Consider the following 22,846-nt stretch of genomic DNA (forward strand, 5'->3'; position numbering starts at 1 on the left):
CTGGACTCGACCTGAACATCGTCTGCCGCGTGCAGACGATGTTCATTACACCATCATTGCGAACATGACAATCATGTCAGGATGCACTACCATGCTTGCGACTCCATTCCCATAGCGAGGTAAGCATGACGGTCGGCTTTGATTACGACACATTTGTAACGCGCAACGCTGGCTATGTCGGCAGCGATACCCAGGAAAAAATCCGCAGCAGCCGCCTGCTGATCGCCGGTTGCGGGCTGGGCGCCTCCACCGCCATCGCCGCCGCGCGCATGGGCTTTAGCTCCTTCGTGCTGGTGGACGGCGATACGGTCGACGCGCATAACCTGAACCGCCAGTTCTACGACGTTGACGATATCGGCGTGGCCAAGGTACTGGCCCTGAAAAAGCACATCCTGCGCATCCGCGCCGATGCGCTGCTCCAGGACTGTTGCGGCGATCGCTCTTCTGCCGCGAAAAGCGGCGCCGTCCGCTGCTGTTGCGGTTCTCCACGACATCGGACGACATGCCCTCCATCGCATCGCCACTGCGGCGGCGCAAGGCTTTTTCCACGATCAGCCGCGACACCTCGGCCGATTCCCCGCGCGGCGGCAGCACCACGCCTTCGTATACCGGGCATTGGGCTTGAAACGGAAACGCCCGGCCCGGCTGCGGGCGTACCAGCCGCACCGTGCCGATCAGGTCGCCATCGAGCGAGTTGGCGGCCACATGGGCCGAATTGGCATCCCACCCATCCGATTCGATGCCGTCCGGATAGGCGGCGGCGTCGAGGAAACGGCATTCCAGGCAATACACCTGGTAGCGCATGCGGTAAATCCGCGACAGCAATGGGCTGGCATGCGCGCCGGGGGGAATGGTGGTGAAGTCGACATACGGGATCAGCAGATCGCGCCTGCCGAACAGGCGTTGAAATAAAAGCAGCATGAGGGTCGTTACATCCCGGAAAACCTAACAACATGGCAAGGTTTCCTATATGAAAAAGTATCAGTAACGCAACGATACCCTGTTTCGATAATTTTTCATAATGAAAACATTACTCCGTTGCTAACGGAACTTCTTGTCATGCCGCTTGCGGGCCGCCGCGTTTTGCGACTGCAAGATCGCATCGACCCGTTCCGAGGCGCTGCGCGCCAATTCCTGCGCCAGCGCAACGCTGGGAAAGAAATCCGGCGCGCGGTAAGCCAGCCAGGCATACGCCGAATACAGGCGGCAACTATCCTCCACCTCTTGCAGGTTTTGCCAGGCTTGCTGGCCGGTATCCTCGTGCAGTTTGCAGATTTTCTTCTTCGACAGCGACTGCGCCCACAGTTCCCACGCGCGCTGCAGCGATGGCACCTTGGTCGACACCGGCACCAGCGAGAGCATGAATTTCTCGGCCACCGACAGCGGCAAGGTATCGAGCCAGACGGCGCGCTCGGACTGCTCCTCGGTAATGCGCGGATAGAAAAAGCCATCCGGCACATCGATATTGTGGACGAAGCGCCTGAGCAGGCGCACCAGCGAGGTTTCGCCGGTCACCGCCGCGATCCGGTGCAGATGTTCGACCGAGGGCGCGACCGAAAAGCCGGTGGCGTTGAGCGGCGCCAGCTTTTCCTTGAGCAGCGCGCGCATGACCTCGTGCGTATCGTCATCGTAGCCGGCCACCTTGCCCTCCTCGTGCACGCCGTAGCGGCCGGCGCGGCCGGCAATCTGGCGCGCCAGCGACGCAGAAATTTCCTCTTCTTCCACACCGTTGTACTTGACAGAGGTGGTCATCACGATGCGCTCGATCGGCATGTTCAAGCCCATCGCCAGCGCATCGGTGCCGACCACGATATCGGCCTTGCCCTCGCGGAAGCGCTCGGCCTGGGCGCGCCGCACCTCGGGCGCCAGGTTGCCGTACACGGTGGCTACCGACAAGCCCATTTCCGTGATCATGTCGCGCCACATCAGCACCTCGCGCCGCGAAAAGCAGATCACCGCGTCGCCGCGTTTAAGGTTGCGCAACTTGCGCACGGCGCTGGGCTCCATCGACAGCGGCGCCATGCGCTTGAGCAGGTGCACTTCCAGCGGGCATTCGAGGCGTTCGGCCAGGGCTTCGATCGCGCGCCGCGCTTCCGGTGCGCCGACCAGGTAGACCACCGAGGCTGGTGCGCCGCACACCGCCGCGGTCCAGGCCGCGCCGCGGTCGCGATCGGCCAGCATTTGGATTTCATCGATGACGGCGACCTCCACCGGCGTGCGGGTATCGAGCATTTCGACCGTGCTGGCCACGTGGGTGGCATCGTCCGCGATGCGGCGCTCCTCGCCCGTGACCAGGCTGACCGCCAGCGGTTTACCGTGCGGGCGCGCGCTTTGCAGGCGCTCGAAGTTTTCCAGCGCCAAGAGGCGCAGCGGCGCCAGATAGACCCCGCTTTTGGCCTTGGCCAGCGCTTCCATCGCGCGGTGGGTCTTGCCGGAATTGGTCGGGCCGAGCAAGGCGATGAACTTGCGCGGCAGGCGGCGCGCCACTTCGAAGGAATCGGGATACTCGGCCAGGTTGATGCTGGCGCGGGTACGCTCGGCGTGGCGCTCCTCCTGGGCGCGCTCGACGGCGTGGGCGACGCGCTGCCCGATGCGCTCGAACAGATAGCTGGCCGGCTCCGGGGTATCGACCTCGAACAGCGGGCCGAGGAAAGTGGCCGCATCGAGGTTATGGTCCTCGCACTCGCCGGAGGTATCGCGCACGAACACGCGCACGCTCTGGTGCAGCTCATCGATGGAGCGTGGGGTGACCCGCTCGCGCAGCAGGGTGCGCCTGGCATCCGGATCCATCTTGCGCCACTTGCCGGGTTTGGCCAGCACGCCCTGGGCCGGGACCAGGTGGTAAGGCACGTTCAAGCCGCCTTCATCGACCTCGCCGGAAAATTGCAGGAACACCCGGCCTTCCATCTTCACCAGGCGCACCTGTTGATGGTCGAAGCCCAGTTCGGCGATGAGGGCATCGTCATCGTGGTCGTCGCTGGTGGAAGGAGGCAATTGCTGAGTTAAAGATGCTGTCATTGGTACCGGTCGTATTGTTTATTCTATGAATGCCAACTATATCGCGTCTGCGGCCGAAACGTGGTCCCGAAGCCACCCACCGTGCACCACCGCACAACCGGGGTCTGACCTCTGATTCGAAACATTTATGCATGTAAGGGCGGAATTGCGTGCAATCACGCAACAATGTGACTTCATCAACGTGGATGGACGGTACAAGAAGCGCCGGCACCATAGGGGGAGCCTGCGTGAATTGCCAGCTGACATGTGGCGGCGCAAGCGGAGTCAGACGTCTGGCTCGAAATATTTCTAATCAGAGGTCAGACCCCGGTTGTGGGATTAGTCGTTGGGGCGCAGGAGTTTGCTGAGGGCGGTGGCGTGCGGGGCGGCGGCGGCGCTGGCGGCCGCTTGCATGGCGCGGTAGTGGGCCAGCACTTGCATGCCGGTCTCGGTCACGCTGGCGCCGCCGCCCTGGCTGCCGCCGGCCGCGCTGCGCACCAGCGCTGCACCAAAACTGCGGTTCATGACGTCCACCAGCAGCCACGCGCGCCGGTACGACATGCCCATCGCCCGCGCCGCCGCACTGATCGAGCCAGTCCGCATGATCGCGTCGAGCAGGTCGGCCTTGCCCGGCCCCATGGCGATCTCGCCGCCACGCGACAGACGCAGCTTGACGTCGATGCCCGCCTCCACCCGCCCCGCCTTGTCGCCGTTCTTGTCGCTGCTCTTGTCGTTCTTCATGCCTCAAGCGCCCGACAGCAGCGCGACCGCCTTGACCTGGGCCCACACCGGCATGCCCACTTCCAGCCCCAGCTGGTCGCGCGAGCGCCGCGTGATGCGCGCCAGCAGTGGCGTACCGCCCGCGTCGAGCCGCACCACAACATGGGCTGGATCGTTGCCTGGAGTCATTTCGGCGACCGTCGCGCGCAGCTGGTTGAGGATCGAACTGCCCGCCTGCGCCTGCAGCGTCAGGCTGACGTCGCGCGCCAACACCCGCAGCCGCAGCCGCGTGCCGGGCGCCAGCGCGGCGTGGGCGATGAGCATGGCGCCGCCCGCCGCCTTCAGGCATAGCAAGCCGTAGGCGGCGTCGACGGTCTCGACCACGGCGTCGACCAGCGCTCCGGCCTCGTCCAGCATGGCGCGCGCGACTTCGGGCCGCACCAGGGTGTCGGCGGCCGGCCCGCTGGCCACCACCCGGCCGCCGTCGAGCAACACGATGTGCTCGGCCAGGCGCGCCACTTCCCGGGTCGAGTGGCTCACGTACAGCATGGGGATGGCCAGCTCGGCCTGTACCCGCTCCAGGTAGGGCAGCACTTCCTCCTTGCGCCGTCCGTCTAGCGAAGCCAGCGGTTCATCCATCAGCAGCAGTTGCGGGGCGCTGAGCATGGCGCGCGCGATCGCCACGCGCTGGCGCTCGCCGCCGGACAGGCCATCCGGACGCCGCCCCAGCAGATGGCCGATGCCCAGCAGCGCCACCGCATGCGCCATCACCTGGTCGCCGCCGGCGGCGCGCGCGCGCTGGCGGGCGAAATCAAGATTGCCCTGGACCGTCAAATGGGCGAACAGGCTCGCTTCCTGGAATACATAGCCGATGGCGCGCTGGTGCGTGGGCACGAACACGCCAGCCGCGTCATCCTGCCACAGCTGGCCGTTGACGTCGAGGTAGCCGCCCGCATGCCGCTCCAGCCCGGCAATCGCGCGCAGCAAGGTGGTCTTGCCGGAGCCGGAATGCCCGAACAGCGCGCTCACGCCACGCCCCGGCAGCTCGAGCTGGACCTGCATGGCGAAACCGCTGCGGCGGATGTCGAAGCGCATCCGGATCGCCGCGGCGGCCGTCACAGCGCCCTCCTCGATGGATTGAAGCGGTACAGCAAGAGCAAGGCGATAAAGCTGATCACCAGCATGCCGCCGGACAACCAGTGCGCCTGCGCATATTCAATCGCTTCCACATGACCGTAAATTTGCACCGATACCACCCGCGTTTGCTGCGGGATGTTCCCGCCGATCATCATGACGACGCCGAATTCGCCGACCGTGTGCGCGAAGCCGAGCGTGGCGGCGGTGATGAAGCCGGGCCGGGCCAGCGGCAGCACCACCGAAAAAAAGGTGTCGAGCGGGCTGGCGCGCAAGGTGGCGGCCACTTCCAGCGGACGCGGGCCGATCGCTTCAAAGGCGTTTTGCAGCGGCTGGATGACGAAAGGCATCGAGTACAGCAGGGAGCCGATCACGAGCCCGGGAAAGGTGAACGGCAGCAAGCCCAGGCCGAGCCATTGGGTCAGTTGCCCGAGCGGGCCGTTCGGCCCCATCGCGACCAGCAGATAAAAGCCAAGCACGGACGGCGGCAGCACCAGCGGCAGCGCAACGATGGCGCCAATCACGCTCCTGGCACGCGAGTGCGTGCGCGCCAGCCACCAGGCGACTGGCGTGCCCAGCAACAGCAACAGCACGGTCACGGTGCTGGCCAGTTTCAGGGTCAGCCAGACCGCGCCCCAGTCGTCCGCGCTCAGCATGCGGCGCTACAGCGCGTAGCCATAAGAACGGATCACTTCGCGCGCCGGTTCGCTCTTGAGATAGCGCAGGAAGGCGAGCGCGGCCGGCTTGCCCTTGCCCCGCTCCAGCAGCACCGCATCTTGCCGCAGCGGCGCGTACATGTCGGCCGGCACCACCCAGGCCGAGCCGGACTGCAGTTTGCCGCCGCTAAATACTTGCGACATGGCGACAAAGCCGAGCGTGGCGGCGCCGGAGACGAGGAATTGATGGGTTTGGGCAATGCTGTCGCCCTGCACCAGGCGCGCCGCCAGGCGTTCGCGCAAGCCGAGCTTGTCGAGGGTTTGCATCGCCGCCGCGCCATACGGCGCCAGCGTGGGGTTGGCGATGGCCAGATGCTCGAAGCGGCCTTGGGCGAGCACCTGTCCCTGCGGGTCGACCAGGCCGGCTTGCGCACTCCACAGCACCAGTTTGCCGATGGCATAGGTGAAGCGGGTAGCGGCCACCGCGCTGCCCTCCTTGCCCAGCCGTGCCGGGGTCTCGTCATCGGCCGCGAGCAGCACCTCGAACGGCGCGCCATGCTTGATCTGGGCGTAGAACTTGCCGGTCGCGCCGGCGGTGGCGAGCACCTTGTGCCCGGTTTCACGCTCGAAGCGGGCGCCGATCTCTTTCATCGGGGCGCTGAAATTGGCGGCCACGGCCACGTGCACGTCCCCGGCGCGGACCATCCCTGTCACCATCAAAGCAAGCCATGCGCTGGCTAATCGTTTCATGCAAGAACTCCGGTCGGGGGATCAAGGGCGCCGTACATCGCGCTATATCCGATTATATACGACGCACAAGATGAGCTCGGACAAAGCGAGCCATGCGGGTCCTGCGGCGGCGGTGGCGTCCGCGGTGCGCACGCTGGCCCAGCGCCCGGCCGGCGCGGCCATGGAATTCAAGGTCTTGATCGATACGCCGGTGGAAAAAGTCGAGCTGGGCACGCGCCTGGTGGACCAGGCCGGCATCACCCGCCCCGGTTGCGCGCAGCCCGGCCCCGCCGCCACCGGTGCGTCCGGCGCCGCCGCGCAAGGCGCTGCCTGCGGTGCGGCGCACCCCGGCCCGGCGGACCGCGCAAGCCTGCGCTGGCGACGATCCCCGGGAAGCGTTCCAGCGGCAGGAAAGCTTTGCAAATTTACAAGCGTATGGCAGGATGCGAGGGCGCGCCGTCGCGCGTCTTCCTGCCGGTATGCGGCTGGAGCCACTTTTGCGGAGCATTATGCCGACTTCATCCGTACGCAGCCTTCTCGCCTTCCTGAGCGCCGCCGCGCTGGCCCTGCCCGCCTCCGCCGCCGGGCTGAATATTTCCCTCAAACATGGCAGCGCACACGAGCAGGACGCGAAGGCACAGCTCGACCGCCTCACGGCCACCTACGATTTGCGCCCGTGGATCCAGACTGCGCGGATCATCATCGATGAAAAAACGATTCCGCACAGCCATCCGGTACTCACCCTGCACGCCCGCCACTACGACGATGATGGCGCGCTGGTCTCGACCTTCATCCACGAACAGATGCACTGGCAGCTATCCAGGCATCGCAGCCAGGCCCGCCAGGCGCTGCGGGAAATCAGGCAGCGCTACCCTGCGCTGCCGGTCGGCTATCCCGACGGCGCCGACAGCCTGGCCGCGTCGCAGGAGCATTTGCTGGTGATTTACCTGGAGCTCGACGGCGTGGAACGGGTGCTGGGAAAGGCGGAACACGACCGCCTGCTCGCTTACTGGAGCAATGACCATTACAAAAAACTGTACCAGATCGTGGCCCGCGACCGCGAACAGATCGGCGCCATCGTGCGCAAGCACCGGCTGCTGCCGTGAGCGCCTAAGCGCGGTGATAGGTGAGCGCGCTGGCGATGCAGAACGCCAGCGCATCGGCCGGCACGCTGGCCGCTGCGTCGAACACCAGCGCGCGCTTGCCTTCAAACACGAAGTCGTGCGGAAACAGGCTGCGGAAGGTGTCGACCAGGGTCGTCTGGCAGTTGAAGTAGATGGCGTAGCGCGACGGCGCCGCTTTTTTCCAGGCGATGCGGATGGTGCTGCCGCTCTTGCTCTGGCTGGTGAGATAGGCCGGCTCACCCCATTTGAGCGTTTCTTCGAGCGGGCCGACGCCATCGGTCGAGGCCGCCGTCGCAAAGATCAGTTCGCGCAGCGCCATCAGCTTGCCCCGCACGGAGGCGGGATAGGTGTCGAACGTGCGCTGCACGGCAGCGTTGGCAAATGGCGTCATGCGTTCCCCGGTTGACGGCAACGCCGGGACCATTCCCTTAAGCCGCCGCCCTGTTCGCTACAAATCGCGCCGCGACCAGCGCACTGGCCAGTCCGACCACGAGCGCCGTGGTGCTGCCGGAAAACCCCAGCGCCGTGTTGGCGGCGATCTTGCCGACTTTGGGCTTGAGCAATTCGAGCCGGCGCCGCGTCATGTGCGCGCCCAGCTCGTTCAAGCGGTCCTGGTCCAGCATGCGCTCGGCTTCGGGCAGCAGCACCGTTTCTTCATCGGCCACGTGGTGCATCACGTCGCGCACCAGTTCGTGCAGCAGCTGGTCGTGGCGCCGCTCGGTCGCCCCGGTGGCGCGCAATTGCGCGATCAGGCGGCGCATCTCATCATGTTCCGGCTCGCTCTTCTGGATCACCGGCTCGGCCCCATCCAGGCGGCGCAGCACCGGATAGAACACTTCCTCTTCCAGTGTCGCATGGATTTCCAGCGCGTCGCACATGGTTTCGGCCAGCGCCTTCTTGACGCCCGCGCGCGCGGCGCTAGTGTACTGGTGGAAGCTGACCAGCACGTGCAAGTGATCGAAGCGGATCATGTCGGTCACGGAAGGGCGCAATTTATTCAAAGAGAACATGACGGTTTCTCCTGACAAGTCGTGCCCTTATCTTAACGATGCCCGCCGCGCGCGCGCGTAGGACGCCGCCGCATTTTCGTGTCGGTCTATTGCACGAAAAACCATGCACTAAGGCATGCTCAGCGTTCGTTGCGTCCGTGCAGGAACTCGCGGTACCAGCGTCCGCTGCTTTTCAGGGTGCGCGCCTGGGTCTCGAAGTCGACGTGGACAATGCCGAAGCGGCGCAGGTAGCCTTCCGACCATTCGAAGTTGTCCAGCAAGCTCCAGGCGAAATAGCCCTTCACCGGTACGCCTTGCTCCTGGGCGGCGCGCAGGGCGGCCAGGTGGCGCACCAGGTAGTGGCGGCGCGCCTCGTCGTCGACGCTGCCGTCCGCCTGCACCAGGTCGTCGTAGGAGGAACCGTTTTCGGTGACGTACACCTCGCCCGGCTGGTATTCGCGGGCGATGCGCAGCAACAGCTCGGTCAGGCCATCGGGCGCGACTTCCCAGCCGAAATCGGTGCGCTCGCGGTCTTGCGGCAAGACCACCTCGGTGCGCAGGAAGCCGGCGCCGGGCGCGTCGCGCACGATCTCGGGGAAATAGTAGTTCAGGCCGACGAAATCGGTCGGCGCCGCGATGGCTTGCATGTCGCCCTCCAGCACCAGCGGCGCCGCCGCGCCCAGCAGCGCCAGCGTCTCTTGCGGGTAGCCGCGCCCGTACAATGGGTCGAGGAACCAGCGGTTGCGGAAACCGTCGTGGCGCAGCAAGGCTTGCTGGTCCGCTGCGCTGGCGGAGGCGGCGCGGATCGGGTGCAGGCTGAGCGCGATGCCGACCTGCGCATCCGGCACATTGGCACGGATCACCGGGGTGGCCAGGCCGTGCGAGAGCAGCACATGGTGGCATACCTGCAGCGCGGTCGGCGCGTCGCGCAGGCCGGGTGCGTGCATGCCATCGAGATTGCCGTGCATGGCGGTGCACCATGGTTCGTTGTGGGTGATCCAGTGGCGCACGCGGTCGCCCAGGCGGCGCGTGACCACGTCCGCATAGTCGACAAAGGCGGCCACGGTGTCGCGCCTGGCCCAGCCGCCCTGGTCCTGCAGGTATTGCGGCAAGTCCCAGTGGTACAGGGTGGCCCACGGTTGCAGGCCGCGTTCGAGCATGCCGTCGACCAGGCGCTCGTAGAAGTCGAGACCCGCGCCATTGGGGGCGGCCCCGGGACCGCCGGCGATGCGCGGCCACGCGATCGAGAAGCGGTAGGCGTTCAGGCCGAGCGACTGGCCGATGTCGAAGTCTTCCGGCCAGCGGTGGTAATGGTCGCAGGCCACGGCGCCGTTGGAACCGTCGCGGATCTTGCCGGGGGTGGCGCAGAAGGTATCCCAGATCGACGCCACCCGAGCGTCGGCGCTGCCCGCCCCTTCGATCTGGAAGGCCGAGGTCGAACAGCCCCACAGGAAGTCGTCGCCGAAACTGGCGCGTGCGAGGGGCTGGTGCGGGTCGTTTTTCTGGTTGGTCATAGGGAGATCGGTCAGTGTTAAAGTTGCTCGATGAAAAATTGGAATCGCTTCCACTTTACCACAAAAAAAAGCGCCGGCAAGGGCGATGGGGGGATTATTTGATCGTTGAATCACGCTGCTTTTACCAATGGCGATGAGCGAATATCCGTCGTTTCTGCCAGTGGCGGGAACGACGGCTTTACGGTTTTACGGCTTTACGGGTCGACGGTCGACGGTCAACCGTCGACGGGTGCAAGGCTACCCGCGGCGCTACCGGCCTACAGCGCTACATGTCCTTCGCCTTCCCCAGCGACGCCCGCATCGCGATCGTCACCGGATACGCATGCGTGACCGTCCGCTCCATCCCATAGCAGCGATTGAGCAGGCAGTTCAAGCCATTCAAGGTCATCTCGGTCCACGGCATGTGCACCGTGGTCAGGCGCGGCGCCGTGTATTCGGCGCTGTTGGTGTCGTCGTAGCCGAGCACCGACACCTGCTCCGGCACCGCCACGCCGGCCTGCTGGAAATACGACAGCGCCCCCACCGCCATATCGTCATTGGCGCAAAACACGGCGGTAAACGGATAGCCCGATTCAGCCAGTTCCTTTGCCGCTTCCCAGCCGCCCTGCGGCGCGAAATCGCTTTCGGCCACCCACATGCCGCCGATATCGATGCCGGCCTGCGCCAGCTCGCTCAAAAAGCCATCGATGCGCTCGACGTTGTCGGGCGCGCCGCGCGGCCCGGCGATGACGGCGATATCGCGGTGCCCCTCGCGCAGCAGTGCCTGCGCCGCCAGGCGCCCGCCGTACAGATGGTCGATGGTGAAGCTCTGGGCGGCGATCGAGGGCAGGCTGTGATTGAGCAGCACCAGGCGCGACTTGCGCGGCCCGAGCGCCTCGATGTCTTCGTCGCGCAGCACGTTACTCATCACCAGCACGCCGTCGCAGCCGCGCTCCTTGAGAAAATCGATCCCCTGCACGGCCTGGGTGCGCTCGTCATCGCTGCCGATGCCGAAACCGACCACCATGTTCAGCCCCGCCGCCCGTAATTCCGAGTAAATCAGCTTGAGAATCGGCGTGTAGAAGGTGCCGCTCAGGTAGGGAATGTACACGCCGATCATCTGCGAACTGCCCAGCATCAGCGAGCGGGCCGCGTACGAGGGATGGAATTCGAGTTCCTCGATCGCCTTCTGGACCCGCGCCAGCGTCTTGGGCGACACCGCGCCCTTGCCGCTGACCACACGCGATGCCGTTCCGAGGCCGACGCCGGCCCGCAGTGCTACGTCTTTGAGAGTTGCCACGCGCGCATCTTCCGTTCAAAAAGGGGGACTGCAAAAATCGCAGCATACTGCATTCTGGCGCCCTCTCACAAGCGCGCGCCGCCCCAAACCGGTCACTGCTCGTTCCTGAGGGCGGCGGCGATCAGTTTTTGCGCCTTCTCGGCCGGCATCCTGGTATTCCAGAACGATGTCAGTACATCCTGCATCGCGCCATTCTGGTCGGGCGTCAGATACACCTCGCCGATGCCAACGTGGCGCGTGCGGTCCTTCATGATCGCCATGCCGGCCTTCGCGCACGGGTCCATGGCCGACGCATCGACGTCGCCCCGGATCGGAATCGAGCCTTTGAGCTTGTTGAAGTCGACCTGGGTGCGCGGCGCCACGATCACGCTGGCCAGCAGCTTCTGGTACTTGACCTGCTGCGCATTGGCGGTCTTGGGGAAGACGAAGGCGTCGCCCTGGATCAGATAGGGCGAGCGCGGGCCGAAGCCGGCGATGCAGCCGTATTCCTTGCCGGCGCTCTGGCGCGCCGCGCCGAATTCGCCCTTGGCCCAGTCGCCCATCACCTGGATGCCGGCCTTGCCGGAGATGACCAGCGCGGTAGCGTCGTTCCAGTTGCGCCCCGGCGCGCCGGCGTCCACGTACGATTGCAGGCGCTTGAAATTGAGCAGGACGCGGCGGAAGGCCTCGGAATTGATGGCCGCCGGGTCGCGCTCGCGCAGCACCTTCAGATACAGATCGGTACCGCCCATGTGGGCCAGCATCGACAGGAACAGGATGTTTTCCTGCCATGGCTGGCCGCCGTGGGCGAGCGCAATCAACCCGGCCGCCTTGAGCTTGTCGAGCGCGGCGAACAGTTCGTCGACGCTGGCCGGCTCTTTCGCAATGCCAGCCTTCTGGAACGCCGCCTTGGAATACCAGATCCATGCCTGCATGTGGATGTTGACCGGGACCGCGTAGTAATGGCCCTTGACGCGGATGACGCTCAAGACCGGCTCGGGCAGGAATTTGTCCCAGCCTTCCTTGAGGGCGACGTCGTCGACGTTATTGAGCATGCCCTGCTCCACCAGGTCGGTGAACTGCTTGGTTGTGTTGAACTGGGCCGCCATCGGCGCATTGCCGCCCACGATGCGGTTGATCGCCACCGCGCGCGCCTGGTCGGCGCCGGCGATGGCGGTATCGGTCCAGACGCCGCCGGCGGCGCGGTAGGCGTCGGCGATGGTGCGCACCGCGGCCGCTTCGCTGCTGGAAGTCCACCAGTGGATCACTTCCGGTTTGGGGTCGGCGCCAAAGGCGGCGCCGGCGCTTGCCAGCGCCAGCGCGGCGGCCAGAATTCGTTGTTTCAACATGGTCTCCTGTGAAAGCGGGTCTGCGTCCGCCTTGGATTGGAAGGCTTTCCAATCTTGTCGATTGACTATATCATTCAACGAATTTCAGTGTCAACGCGCAAGGCGATCGCGGCGTCCCGTGATATCGTTTTCATCCTCTTATTTTCATTCCTCGTCGCATGGAGCCGCCGTGTTCAATCCGCGTCCGCAAGTCCGCTATATTGCCATCGCCGGGCAGGCGCCGTGCGTCGTCATCGACGATGTCCTGCTCGACCCGCGCGCCCTGGTCGCGCACGCCGCCGCCGCGCAGGAGCGCTTCGCCGTCGATCCGGCCAATTACTATCCCGGCCCGGAACTGGACCTGGGCCAGGAGATGGCGTTTCGTCTCGACGACTTCTTCATCCAGCACGTGCGGCGCGCGCTGGGCGCCCAGCGCACCATCAGCGTGGCCGCGCGCCTGGCGCTGGCCACCCTGCCCGCGGCCGCCCTCCATCCCTTGCAGCGCCTGTGCCACCGCGACTGCGCCGACCTGGCGCCGGGCGTGGGCGCGGCGGCGGCCGTGGTGTACCTGTTCGAGGATGCGCGCATGGGGGGCACCAGCTTTTATCGCCCCACCCAGGGGCCCGAACACACCGCGCGCCTGCTGCGCGAGGCCCACGCCGGCAAGCCACGGGACGCGGACGGTTCCGCTTACCTGACCGCCTCGAACACCCACTTCGAGCAAATCTGCAGCATTCCCGCGCGTTTCAACCGGGCAATTTTCTACGATGGCGAGATTTTCCACGCCGCCCAGATCGAGGCGCCCGCCCTGCTCCACCCCGCCCCCGAGCGCGGCAGGCTGACCATGAATGGCTTCTTTCGCTTCCGCAAGCGCAGCGCCTGAGCCCACTTGCATGTGCTTACGGTTCAGGTGAGGCGTTGTTTTACAGCAAATCCCAGCCAAATTTGCCGCCAAACCGATACTCAAAAGCATCAGCGTAAGGTTGGTCGATATATAATTTCGGCAGATTTTGCCAAATGGCGACATTTGACGACATATTTTTACAAACCATTTACAGGATTTCACGTGAAAAACACACTCGCTATTGCTATGTTGGCCGCTGCCGCCGCTCCTATGGCAGCGCATGCCGAAAGCACCTACGTCGGTGCCGGTGTCGGTGCTGCAGAGCAAGTTCTTAGCATCAAAACAGGTACGTACAAGGATACCGCCGCTGGCGTCAAACTGTTCACCGGTTTCAATTTCGACAAGCACTTCGGCGTCGAAGCCGGCTTCACCCACTTCGGCAAGGCCGAAACCGGCGGCAAGCTCAGCGGTTCGCGTGCGCGTTCGTTCTACGCCGCCGGCACCGTCACCCTGCCGCTGGGCGAGAAGTGGGCGCTGACCGGCAAACTCGGCATCGCCAAGAACCGCACCATGCAGCTGGTGGTTGGCGATGGTGACGACAAGCAGAAAAAGACCGATGCGCTGCTGGGCGTTGGCGCAACCTTCGCTGTGACCAAGACCATCGCCGCGTTTGTCGAATACGAAAACTACGGCACCGTCGCAAAAGGCAATAATGGTTCGCTGAAAGCCACGGTTCTGTCGACTGGCATGCGTTTCTCGTTCTAAGCAGTCGGTTCCACAAGAAAACCGGCTGCGTGCCGGTTTTTTTTCGTCCGTCGTCAGGCCGCGCGCCGCAACGGCGCCGCCTGGCAGTTGGCCTTGATGAATTGCTCGTGGCTGCCCATGGCATCGACGCACTTGCGGATCACCGCCTGGGTGCCCTGCAGGAACTCGGCGATCTCCTGCGGGGCACGCTGGTCGACCACCGGGTTGTAGCCGCGCGCGCGCAAGCCCTGCCCGTGCATCACCTGTAGCCAGCTATCCTCGGGAAACAGCTCCTCGTTCTCGCGCAGGATGCGCCCGTGGCTGGCGTACAGGTCGAGCTTGCGGCGCAGGCCGGCCGGCACCTCCATGTCGCGGCAATAGCGCCAGAAGGCCGAATCGTCGCGCGTGCTCACTTTATAGTGCAGGATCAGGAAGTCGCGGATCTGCTCGTATTCCTTGTCGCACAGGCGGTTGAAGGTATCGATGTCGGCCTGGTCGAAGCCACGGTCGGGGAAAAAGCTGATCAGGCGCATCAGCGCCGTCTTGACCATGTGGATGCTGGTCGACTCCAGCGGTTCCATGAACCCGCCCGACAAGCCGATCGCCACGCAGTTCTTGTTCCAGGCGCGCTTGCGCTTGCCGGTGGTGAACTTGAGCAGGCGCGGTTCGGCCAGCGGCTGGCCGTCGAGATTGTTCATGAGGATGGCCTGGGCTTCGTCGGCGCTCATGAACTTGCTCGAAAAGACGTGGCCGTTGCCGGTGCGGTGCTGCAAGGGGATGCGCCACTGCCAGCCTGCCGTGTGCGCGGTCGAGCGCGTCAGCGCCGCCATCGGACCGTGCGACTCGCAGGGCACGGCAATGGCGCGGTCGCACGGCAGCCAGTGGCTCCAGTCTTCGTAGCCGGTATGCAGGGCTTGCTCGATCAGCAAGCCCACCATGCCGGAGCAATCGATGAAAAAGTCGCCGCCGATGCGTTCGCCGTTTTCCATCAGCAGTGCGGCGATCGATCCGTCCGCATGCAGCACGGTCTCGACGATGCGCCCCTCGGTGCGCTGCACGCCGCGCGCCTCGCTGTAGCTGCGCAGGTAGCGCGCGTACAGGCCGGCGTCGAAATGGAAGGCGTAGGACAGGTCCGCCAGCGGCGAATTGGGCAAGTCCGGACGGCCCCGGCTGAACTTGCCCAGGCGCGCGGCCATGGTGTTGATCGAGTACGGTTCCAGGCTGTCGGCCTGCCCGGCCTGGTGCATTTTCAGCCAGTAGTGGAAGAAATTGGCGGTCGGCTGGTCGCGTCCGACCGAGCCGAAGCCGTGGATGTAGTTGCTGCCTTGCTGGCCCCAGTCGATAAATTCGATGCCGAGCTTGAAGCTGCCCTGGGTGGCGCGGATGAAATCGTTCTCATCGATGCCCAGGTGCAGGTTGAAATTGCGGATGCTGGGAATGGTCGCCTCGCCCACCCCGATGGTGGATATCTGGTCGGATTCGATCAGGCGGTAGTGGTGGCCCACGGGCAGCAGCTGCGAGAGCGCGGCGGCGCTCATCCAGCCGGCGGTGCCGCCACCGACGATCACGATCTGCTTGATGCGCTGGTCTGTCATCTGGTTCTCCGGTCGATGGTGTAACTAAAAATGTGACTAAGTACACAAGCAAAAAAACCGGCGTGGCCTGGGGAACAGGTCACGCCGGTCCACCGCGCGCCTTGCGGCACGCGGGGCTCGCCAAACGGTGGATGTCAGTCGTTCATCAGTAATTAAATCCGGCGCGCACGCCGAACATGCGCGGCTCGATATAGCTGGCGATCATCTGCCCGCCCATACCGCTGTTGCCGGAGGTTTTCACGCGCTTGTCCGACACATTGCGCACATACAGTTCCGCATGCCAGTTGCCGTTCGGCGCGTCGACCCGGAACGAGGCGTCGCCGGTCAGGTTGGCTTTCTGGAAGCGGCCGATGTGCTCGAACTCGTCGTTGCGCACGTCGAAGTAGACCTTGTCGCGCCAGTTGACCTTGAAGTACGGGGTCAGCTTGTAGCCGCCGTCGAGCACGAACGCTTGCGAAGCGTGCAGCATGAAGGTGTATTTCGGCGCGTTCGGCAGATGGTTGTTGGTCACGTCGTACAGGCGCTTGCCGTTGTCGGGACCGGCACCAGCGTAGGGCAGCGGGCAGCGTTCCTGCTTGAACTCGGCGCGCTCGTCGCACAGGTAGTCGTCGCTGTAGGCGCCGTAATCGCGGATCGAGGTGTTCAGGTTCGAGAACGCGCCGCCGACCTTGGCGCCCTTCCAGGGCTTGTAATCCCACTCGACTTCGATCCCCGAGATGCGGGTGTTGCCGACGTTGATGGTGCGCCAGGTTTCATACACGTCGCACTTGGGCTGGTCGCTGGCGCACGGCTTGCCGTCGTCGGGACGGTATTTCGAGACGAAATAGGTATTGGTCAGCTGCTGGTCCTTGTAGCGCATCATGAAGGCGACGGCCGACACGCTCAGGCGGTTTTCCAGGAACTTGCCCTTGTAGCCCAATTCAAGATTGGTGACCAGTTCCGGCCGGTACGGCAGGAAGGTTTCCACGCCCTTCTTGCCATCGACGCAGGTGTGGCCGCCGCAGCTGTCGACCTTATCGCCGAAGCCGCCCGCCTTGTAGCCGGTCGACAGCGCGGTGTACGCCATCTGGTTGTCGGTGACCTGTTTTTGCAGGCCGAGGCGCCAGGTGACTTTCTTCCATTCATCCTTGTGGTCGTTCGGCGATGGCCGGCCATAGCCGGAATACGCCTCGACGCTGCCGCCCATGCCCGGCTTCAGGTCGGTCGACTGCGGGAAGCGGTAGCCGGGCGTGTTCGGGGTGCCGCCGTTGTACTGGCCGCGGTAGAACGCCGTCTCGCCGGCCCAGCCGCCCAGGTTCAGGCCATTCTTGTCTTCCTTGGAATCGACGCTGTAGCGCGCGCCGGCGGTGGCGGTCCAGGTCGGGATGAATTTCCAGTCGGCTTGCGCGAACACGGCCTTGGCGTCGACCTGGCGGTCCGGCTGCGAGTAAAACGCGCCGGACGCGATGCCGTGCGGCTTGCGGAAGAAATCGACGACTTCGTAGTTGATCTGGTTTTTCTCGTGCATCCAGAACAGGCCGGCCACGTATTGCAGGGTGTCGAACTGCTGCTTGAGCTGGAGTTCCTGCACCGAGGACTTGTATTTCGAGTCCCAGGTGGCCTGGTAGCGGTCGTCCAGCGGCCAGGTGCTCCAGTTGGCCGCGTCCGGACGGTTCGGGTAGTCGGCCGTCACCTGGAACGGCAGCGCGGCGGTCAAGCCCTTGTCCGCATCGTACAGCTGGGAACGCTGCTGGTTGGCCAGCATGAAGCTGTAGTCGATGCTGGTGTTCTGGTTGACGTTCCAGCTCAGGCCGGCGCGCAGGGACTTGATCGTCATGTCAGTCTTGCCGGGCACGTTGATCAAGAGGTCCCACTGGCCGCCGCTGCAGGCGTAGCGCGTGCCCGCAGCCTGGTCGCAGTCGCGAAAGCTGGTGTTGCCGGCGCCATTGTCCTGGAACAGCTCGTAGGCGGCGTTCAGGGTCAGGTCGGGGGTGATCTTGAACTTGGCCGCCAGGCGCGCCGCGTACTCGTCCTGGTTGGTGTAGAAATCCTTGGCGCTGACCGGGTGGTTGTAGCGCTGGTCGACGTCGGCAATGCCATCCGGAATCCAGCCCTTGGATGGCACGTTGGCTTCGCGCGTGTCCGACATCTGGTTGGCCCAGCCGTTGCGGGTGACCTTGGTAAACGAGCCGCGCAGCGCCAGCTTGTCGTTGACGGCGATGTTCTGGATCAGGTTGACCTGTTTCTTGCGGTAGTTGCCAAGGTCGACTTCGGCCTTGCCGTAGGTGCCGGAGAAGTCGGGCTTGGCGGAAATGACGTTGACGCTGCCGCCGGTCGAGTTGCGTCCGAACAGGGTACCCTGCGGGCCGCGCAGCACTTCAACCTGGTCGATGTCGAACATGAGCGCCTGGGCGCCCTGCGGGCGTGGCGAGTACAGGCCGTCAATGTGAAAGCCGACGGCGGGGTCGCCGATTTCGGTGGTGTTCGAGGAAGTGATGCCGCGGATGGTGATCTGCACCGCCGAGTCGCCGGTGGCCTGGAAGGTGACGTTGGGAATTTCGTTGGCCAGGTCCTTGGCGCTGGTGATGCCCATGCGGTTCAGGTTATCCTGGCTGTAGGCGGTGACCGCCAGCGGGGTTTTCAGCAGCGAGGTCGAGTAGCGGGTGGCGGTGACCCTGACTTCGGGAATGACTTCTTTATCGCTTTCGCTGGCCGGTGCGGGCGCCTGGGCATGGGCGGACATGCCGATCAGCCCGCACGCGCTGGCGACGGCCAGGCTAACCAGGGTCCTTCTTGTCTTCGGATACAACATTGCGTCTCCTCATTGATTTTTATGATTATCGTTGCTAGCCCGCAGCCGGGACGGCGCCGCGTCTTCACTCCACTACACCCTGCTGCCGCCTCGGCAACACCTGCATGATCGGCTGTTCCGGCACCTCCGCGCTAATTGGAAACGCTCCCAATCGATGAGCAAAATATATCACTCAATGTTTTTCAATGTCAACGATACTTTGTACGGAGTTAAAAAAGCAACAGCCGGGGAAGCGCGGCGCGCCCGGAAACGGGCTGCCAAGGCGGGGGCGGGCAGCACCCGCCTTGGCAGCCCGCCCCCGCCCCACCCTCTCCCGCCCCCGCCCTCTCCCGCCCCCGCCCTCTCCCGCCCGCGCAGGCGGCCCGGTGGCGCATGCACGCCATCGATCAACGGCCGACGGGATATTCCAGGGCCTTGTTAATGATGATCGGCAGCGGTATATCCCTGCCGGAATCGAATGCCCGGTTCATGAGCTTGATGTCTTCCGCCGGGACGAGCGTTGGCTTGAGATCCTTGTTGGTCATGCTTCGTACCGGCGTTTTCGAGCGGTTCAGGTTTTGGATTCCCATGGCTATTTGCAGGGAATAATCGGTGGCGGTGGCCCCCGCATCGAATGCCCGGTTCCCCGGATAATTGGCAAACCAGCGCGGCGCGTCGGCTTGCGAGGGGGCGATCATGGGCGAACGCGATGGGGTTTGCGCCGTCGCATGGCAAGAAATGCAGGAAGAGCGCGGATTGTCCACCGGGCCGTTGAGCCTTCCGTCGGCGCCCAGATGCTGCGGCGTGCCATTCATCTTGTTGATCCATTGCTGGTTTTTGGCAATATCGTTACCCCACATTACGCCCACCAATTGCATTCTTTCCCATGGCGTGGCGCCGGCCGCATTGCCGTTATACGACAGCGTGGCAAATACCCATCCTGTCTCGGCTGCGCGCGCATCCTTGATGGCGATATCGACTTGCAGCAGCCGCACGGTTTGCGGCCGGCGCACCAGCGCGCCGCTTGGACAGGTAGCACCGGAAAATACGTGCACGTTGGCACGCCATTCGACCGTATCCTTGAGATAAGGAACTTCGGCGTCCGGGGCCGTTGTAAATAATAACTTGGCAATCACCGTGCCATCGGGAAATTGAGATAATGCCGCGTCCGGGCTGCCGGGTTTTGCCCAGACTTTGCCAACCTGGTATCCGCCGCGCGGATTATAGAATCCAACGGCCCAGTTCTGAAAACACCTGGTCTGGGCCGGCCCCAATTCACCTTTTCCAGCTGAGCCAGGAGCCGGGCTGGTTCTTTCCCTTGTCAGTCCGCGTATGAATTCCCGGCCGGTATCTCCATAGTGCATCCAGGGCGCGTGATACCAGGTGCGCACCTTGTTGTTGCGCACATCCCAGTCCGCCTCAATATTGCCTTCTAAAACGTATTGGTACACCGTGCGGGCGTACCGCTCCGGCTCGCGCGTTGGATCAATGGCCTGCCAGGGAAGCGGGTCTGGCGGGAGCGTCGCTGGATAATCCTGGCTGAGCTTAAAGACGGGACCTGTCCAGCCGACGGGAAGTTTATCGTTGGACGATGGAAAATTTTGCGCCATGACATTTTGTTGATAAATACCGGCAACTAGCGCGAGCAGTATGCCTGCATAGCTTGTCGCAATTCTCCTGATGAGTCCCGACATTGCTGGACTGTCGCAGTCCCTATTATTGCAAGCACACATGGCCCATCCCTCCACAGCGAGTTAAATTGCACAGCGTCACAGATTTCAGATGCGCCAACGAGCGTCATCGCTTATCAGGAATACTGTATCTCTGTGCGTGCAGGAGGAGATTGATACACGCTCTTATCCGGACAGATCGTCGATGATACGGATGTGATGACATGCCCGCGCCGGTATACTTTTCTACCCGTTAATCTGGCAAGGAAGCATTTACATGCTAGCGAGCAGGCTGCCCATGCGGCGGCGGTGCCGCGCGGGAACCCGGTGTGGGGCGGGTGAGGTTTGGATGAGACAGGCCGGCGCATTGTGCCGCGATCGCGATAAGCAAGGGAGCCCCACTTGGCGGCCGTGTCTCAGTTCAGCTCGTCGCCAAGGGAAAGGTATGCCTTGGGTCTACTGGCTCCCGGCGACGCGCAGGTCGTCCACCGCGTCGCGACCGAACCCGGGCCCCAGCAGGTAATCGACCACGCCAGCCGCACACTGCTCGGGCGAGCTGAGGGCGCCATCGCGCTGCAAGGCCAGGAAGCGCTCGCGCTGCGGAAAGCGGCTCTCGGGCGTGGCCCGAATGCGCGCCTGCATGGCGGTATCGATGACGCCGGGCGCCAGGCTGCAGATGCGCACGCCAGCGGCGTGCGGCGCCAGCGGATAGTCGAGCGCCACGGCGCGCGCATGCTGGTCGAGCGCGGCCTTGGTGGCCCCGTACACGCTCCAGCCGGTGTAGGCAGTACGCGCGGCGCCGCTCGACACGTGCAGGATGCGGCAGTCGGCCTGGCGGGCGGCTGTCGCCACGGCGGCGGCCAGCATCATCGGCGCGGCCACGTTCAGCGCCACCGCTTGCGCCACCGCCAGCGGGTCCTGGTCATGCAGCGCGCCGACCGGCTCCACCGTGCCGGCGTTATTGATCAACAAAACCTGGGTGCTGGCGCCGACAAAGTCGCGCAAGGCGGGCGTGGCCAGCCAGGCGGCCAGCGCCGCGCTGTCGGACAGGTCGGCCTGGTGCTCGCGCAGCAGCGGACCGAAGCGCGCCGCCAGCTGCGGCGCCGTGCCGCGCGCCAGTCCCAGCACGGCAATCCCGCGCGTCATCAGTTCGGCCGCCAGCGCCGCACCCAGGCCCTGGGTGTGGCCGCTGACGACGGCGCTCATGCTCATGATTCCGATTGCTGGGCAGCCTTGCGGCGGCGGTAATCGGCGTCGATCGCTTCGCCGCGCTTGCTCAGCACCGGCACCCGGCGCGAGAACATGAACTCGACCGCGGCGTCCGGATAGATGTGCACCGACACATAGCGCGCATCCGATGGAATCTCGCCCATGGTGGGGGTGTTGGCCGAACGCACGACCTCGCCCTGCTCCTCGCCCGCGGCCACGCCGACACGCCAGGTGACCGTTTGCGGGCCGTTGGAAAAGCGCGCGCCGATCTTGCCGCGGCGCCCGCTGTATGGATACGGTCCGGCGCCGCCCACGCGCACGCCGCCGACGGTGACGTCGAACAGGGTGCGGTCGGAATAATTGAAGACCACGACATCAAGCACCTTGTCGGTCTGTGCCATCGTGACGGATGTTCCCAGCAGCCACAGGGCGGCGCCTGCCAGCAGCGTGCGGCGGGAAACGATCTTGTTCAGCATGTCATGCTCCTGCAAAAGGTGAAGCCGTTATTGTGAAGGAAAATCATGCCGCCGACGAGGTTTGTTGCACTCAGTCCCGTTTGGCTACCGTCCAGGGCGCACCGCACGCTCAGTCGGCGGCCGGGTTGGGAACGCGCCGCGACTTGCACTGCGGATCGTCCTTGGCGCTGCCGGCGCACAGGCGCAACAGGCATTGCTCGGCCTGGGCCGCATTGAGCTGCTTGCATTGCTTGAGCGAGGTGGGCGCGGCGGCATTCGCGGCCGGGCGCTGCTCGCCCTGCTGCTGCTTCGAGTGGGCCTCCAGGGCCGCCAGCAGGCTGGCGTCGTCGGTCGGCTTGGCGGCCGCCTTGGGCGCGGCCTTGAGCGGCGGCGCCGGCTTTTTGTCGCCCGCTTTGGCCAGCTGCGCCGCTTTGGCCGGTGTGTCGGCCGCCTTCGCGGCAGCCTTTTTAGGTGCGGCCGGCGAGCTGGCAAGCAGCTTGCTCAATTCTTCCCCGGGTGATTTGGGCTTGGGTGCGGACGGCGCGTTGAGCATGTCCTTGAGCGAGGGATCGTTCGCGGCGGCGGCCGGCGCGGGGGCGCCCTGCTCCAGGATGGCGGCCGCCGATACGTCGGCCTCGGCCGGCTTGGTGGTGGCTGCCGCTACGTCGGCCCCGGCCGGCTTGGTGGTGGCGGCCGCTACGTCGGCCTCGCCCGGCTTGGCCAGCGGCGCCGGCGTCACCGGATCGGCAAGCACCGGTGCGGCCGGGCCGGACGCGACCACGGCAGGCATGGTGTCGGCCTCCAGCGCCAGCCACACCGCGGCGCCGGCGCACACGGCCACCAGCACGGCGCCGCCGGCCAGCCAGGCGGCCTTGCCGCGTTTGGCCTTGCCCGCATCGAGGGGGGACTTGTCGGCCGCTTGGGTCGACTGGCGTGCGTCGGCGCTCGCGCGCGCCGCCTCTTGTTGTTGCTCGGTAGAAAGTAAACTGGGCCGCCTGTAGGCTGGCGGCGACTGATCGTCATGTTGCAAAGGGTGCTCCTTGTTGATTTCTACATAACTTTACGCTATTCAAAAAAAACGTGAAGCTTTTTTACCATGTCAATCGTCAG

At 64.6% G+C, this 22,846-nt stretch carries 20 protein-coding genes and 1 pseudogene; 4 read left to right on the forward strand and 17 right to left on the reverse strand.

From position 1 onward, the window contains the following. Positions 1-125: 125 nt before the first annotated feature. Positions 126-350 (forward strand): annotated as a pseudogene (locus PO883_RS12780) (ThiF family adenylyltransferase); the annotation flags it as partial. Here PO883_RS12780 and PO883_RS12785 read toward each other — a convergent pair. From PO883_RS12785 to modA, 6 genes are all read right to left on the reverse strand, one after another. After that, on the reverse strand, positions 277-921 hold the full coding sequence (locus tag PO883_RS12785) for a PEP-CTERM/exosortase system-associated acyltransferase (RefSeq protein WP_289310103.1): 645 nt from the start codon (positions 919-921) through the stop codon (positions 277-279). The pseudogene PO883_RS12780 and the gene PO883_RS12785 overlap by 74 nt on opposite strands. Before the next feature lie 120 nt (positions 922-1,041). Beyond that, complete coding sequence (locus tag PO883_RS12790) at positions 1,042-3,018, reverse strand: helicase-related protein (RefSeq protein ID WP_289310104.1); 1,977 nt, start codon at positions 3,016-3,018, stop codon at positions 1,042-1,044. Between the two features lie 318 nt (positions 3,019-3,336). Further along, a complete protein-coding gene (locus tag PO883_RS12795) occupies positions 3,337-3,738 on the reverse strand; it encodes a LysR family transcriptional regulator (RefSeq protein ID WP_187363471.1) in 402 nt (133 codons plus the stop codon). 3 nt (positions 3,739-3,741) lie between these two features. Beyond that, complete coding sequence (gene modC, locus PO883_RS12800) at positions 3,742-4,812, reverse strand: molybdenum ABC transporter ATP-binding protein (RefSeq protein WP_289310136.1); 1,071 nt, start codon at positions 4,810-4,812, stop codon at positions 3,742-3,744. A gap of 20 nt (positions 4,813-4,832) precedes the next feature. Beyond that, the gene (modB, locus tag PO883_RS12805) at positions 4,833-5,507 is read right to left on the reverse strand and encodes a molybdate ABC transporter permease subunit (RefSeq protein ID WP_289310105.1); all 675 of its coding nucleotides are present in this window, start codon (positions 5,505-5,507) and stop codon (positions 4,833-4,835) included. A gap of 6 nt (positions 5,508-5,513) precedes the next feature. Continuing rightward, positions 5,514-6,257, reverse strand: a complete 744-nt coding sequence (modA, locus tag PO883_RS12810; protein WP_289310106.1) for a molybdate ABC transporter substrate-binding protein — start codon at positions 6,255-6,257, stop codon at positions 5,514-5,516. 488 nt (positions 6,258-6,745) lie between these two features. Here modA and PO883_RS12815 point away from each other — a divergent pair, with 488 nt between their 5' ends. Then, positions 6,746-7,342 (forward strand): hypothetical protein, encoded by a 597-nt coding sequence (locus tag PO883_RS12815; protein ID WP_289310139.1) that lies wholly within the window; start codon positions 6,746-6,748, stop codon positions 7,340-7,342. A 4-nt stretch (positions 7,343-7,346) separates the two neighbouring features. Here PO883_RS12815 and PO883_RS12820 read toward each other — a convergent pair whose 3' ends face one another. The 5 genes from PO883_RS12820 to PO883_RS12840 all read right to left on the reverse strand — a co-directional run bounded on the left by PO883_RS12820 (position 7,347) and on the right by PO883_RS12840 (position 12,470). Further along, a complete protein-coding gene (locus PO883_RS12820; protein ID WP_289310107.1) occupies positions 7,347-7,751 on the reverse strand; it encodes a DUF1801 domain-containing protein in 405 nt (134 codons plus the stop codon). 37 nt (positions 7,752-7,788) lie between these two features. Then, complete coding sequence (locus PO883_RS12825; RefSeq protein ID WP_289310108.1) at positions 7,789-8,370, reverse strand: hemerythrin domain-containing protein; 582 nt, start codon at positions 8,368-8,370, stop codon at positions 7,789-7,791. A gap of 119 nt (positions 8,371-8,489) precedes the next feature. Then, positions 8,490-9,863 (reverse strand): GH1 family beta-glucosidase, encoded by a 1,374-nt coding sequence (locus PO883_RS12830; protein WP_289310109.1) that lies wholly within the window; start codon positions 9,861-9,863, stop codon positions 8,490-8,492. Between the two features lie 265 nt (positions 9,864-10,128). Then, the gene (locus tag PO883_RS12835; protein ID WP_289310110.1) at positions 10,129-11,142 is read right to left on the reverse strand and encodes a LacI family DNA-binding transcriptional regulator; all 1,014 of its coding nucleotides are present in this window, start codon (positions 11,140-11,142) and stop codon (positions 10,129-10,131) included. Positions 11,143-11,234: 92 nt separating this feature from the next. Next, entirely contained in the window at positions 11,235-12,470 is a 1,236-nt protein-coding gene (locus PO883_RS12840; protein ID WP_289310111.1) for an ABC transporter substrate-binding protein, read from the reverse strand. A 169-nt stretch (positions 12,471-12,639) separates the two neighbouring features. Here PO883_RS12840 and PO883_RS12845 point away from each other — a divergent pair, with 169 nt between their 5' ends. Both PO883_RS12845 and PO883_RS12850 read left to right on the forward strand, forming a co-directional pair. After that, positions 12,640-13,332, forward strand: a complete 693-nt coding sequence (locus PO883_RS12845; RefSeq protein WP_289310112.1) for a DUF6445 family protein — start codon at positions 12,640-12,642, stop codon at positions 13,330-13,332. 183 nt (positions 13,333-13,515) lie between these two features. Beyond that, positions 13,516-14,058 carry an outer membrane beta-barrel protein gene (locus PO883_RS12850; protein ID WP_289310113.1) on the forward strand — a complete coding sequence of 181 codons (543 nt, stop codon included), beginning with the start codon at positions 13,516-13,518 and terminating at the stop codon, positions 14,056-14,058. Between the two features lie 53 nt (positions 14,059-14,111). Here the strand turns inward: PO883_RS12850 and PO883_RS12855 are convergent, their stop codons facing one another. From PO883_RS12855 to PO883_RS12880, 6 genes are all read right to left on the reverse strand, one after another. After that, positions 14,112-15,632, reverse strand: a complete 1,521-nt coding sequence (locus PO883_RS12855) for a tryptophan halogenase family protein (RefSeq protein ID WP_289310114.1) — start codon at positions 15,630-15,632, stop codon at positions 14,112-14,114. 145 nt (positions 15,633-15,777) lie between these two features. Beyond that, positions 15,778-18,423, reverse strand: coding sequence for a TonB-dependent receptor (locus PO883_RS12860; RefSeq protein ID WP_289310115.1), 2,646 nt, complete (start codon positions 18,421-18,423; stop codon positions 15,778-15,780). A 386-nt stretch (positions 18,424-18,809) separates the two neighbouring features. After that, complete coding sequence (locus PO883_RS12865) at positions 18,810-20,096, reverse strand: hypothetical protein (RefSeq protein ID WP_289310116.1); 1,287 nt, start codon at positions 20,094-20,096, stop codon at positions 18,810-18,812. A 432-nt stretch (positions 20,097-20,528) separates the two neighbouring features. Further along, positions 20,529-21,278, reverse strand: a complete 750-nt coding sequence (locus PO883_RS12870; protein WP_373890062.1) for an SDR family oxidoreductase — start codon at positions 21,276-21,278, stop codon at positions 20,529-20,531. Between the two features lie 2 nt (positions 21,279-21,280). Further along, the gene (locus tag PO883_RS12875; RefSeq protein WP_289310118.1) at positions 21,281-21,757 is read right to left on the reverse strand and encodes a hypothetical protein; all 477 of its coding nucleotides are present in this window, start codon (positions 21,755-21,757) and stop codon (positions 21,281-21,283) included. A 109-nt stretch (positions 21,758-21,866) separates the two neighbouring features. Further along, positions 21,867-22,766 carry a hypothetical protein gene (locus PO883_RS12880; RefSeq protein WP_289310119.1) on the reverse strand — a complete coding sequence of 300 codons (900 nt, stop codon included), beginning with the start codon at positions 22,764-22,766 and terminating at the stop codon, positions 21,867-21,869. Positions 22,767-22,846: the final 80 nt, after the last annotated feature.

The organism is Massilia sp. DJPM01 (assembly GCF_030348125.1).
In the GTDB taxonomy this organism is placed as follows: domain Bacteria; phylum Pseudomonadota; class Gammaproteobacteria; order Burkholderiales; family Burkholderiaceae_D; genus Telluria_A; species Telluria_A frigida.